Source organism: Vallitalea okinawensis, from assembly GCF_002964605.1.
Lineage (GTDB): Bacteria > Bacillota > Clostridia > Lachnospirales > PQDH01 > Vallitalea_A > Vallitalea_A okinawensis.
Genome location: NZ_KZ672986.1, coordinates 1 through 496, shown reverse-complemented (window position 1 = coordinate 496; position 496 = coordinate 1). Strand labels below are relative to the sequence as shown.

2 tRNA genes and 1 rRNA gene are annotated in these 496 nt (G+C 43.8%); all 3 read right to left on the bottom strand.

What is annotated here, in order from left to right:
* Window positions 1-72, bottom strand: a tRNA-Glu gene (locus C1Y58_RS00015).
* Window positions 73-178: 106 nt separating this feature from the next.
* Window positions 179-267, bottom strand: a tRNA-Ser gene (locus C1Y58_RS00010).
* A gap of 8 nt (window positions 268-275) precedes the next feature.
* A 5S ribosomal RNA gene (rrf, locus tag C1Y58_RS00005) occupies window positions 276-393 on the bottom strand.
* Between the last annotated feature and the right edge of the window lie 103 nt (window positions 394-496).

Sequence of the window (496 nt, the reverse complement as noted above, 5' to 3'; positions counted from 1 at the left end):
TGACCCGTAGGGGAATCGAACCCCTGTTACCGCCGTGAAAGGGCGGTGTCTTAACCGCTTGACCAACGGGCCTTATATGAATTTTAGAGTTTAGCGATTCTTACTTTTCATGTTAGGATACGTTATCGTAACTTTGAAAAGTTAAAGGAGCTTAACTATAAATGTCAAAATTATTTAATGGCGGAGAAGGTGGGATTCGAACCCACGGCCCCTTTCGGAGTCACTGGTTTTCAAGACCAGCTCCTTAAACCACTCGGACACCTCTCCACGCAAAAATACGGCAGCCACTTACTCTCCCAGGCAGTCACCCACCAAGTACCATCAGCCGTCTATGTCTTAACCATCGTGTTCGGTATGGGAACGGGTGTTACCCATAGACGCATCGCCACCGTAAAAGTTATACAATTGTTTTTGTATCTTCAAAACTACACATTGAATCGACTTTAATATTCCAATAATAACTCTTACTAAATCTTTTTAGGTCAAGACCTCGACC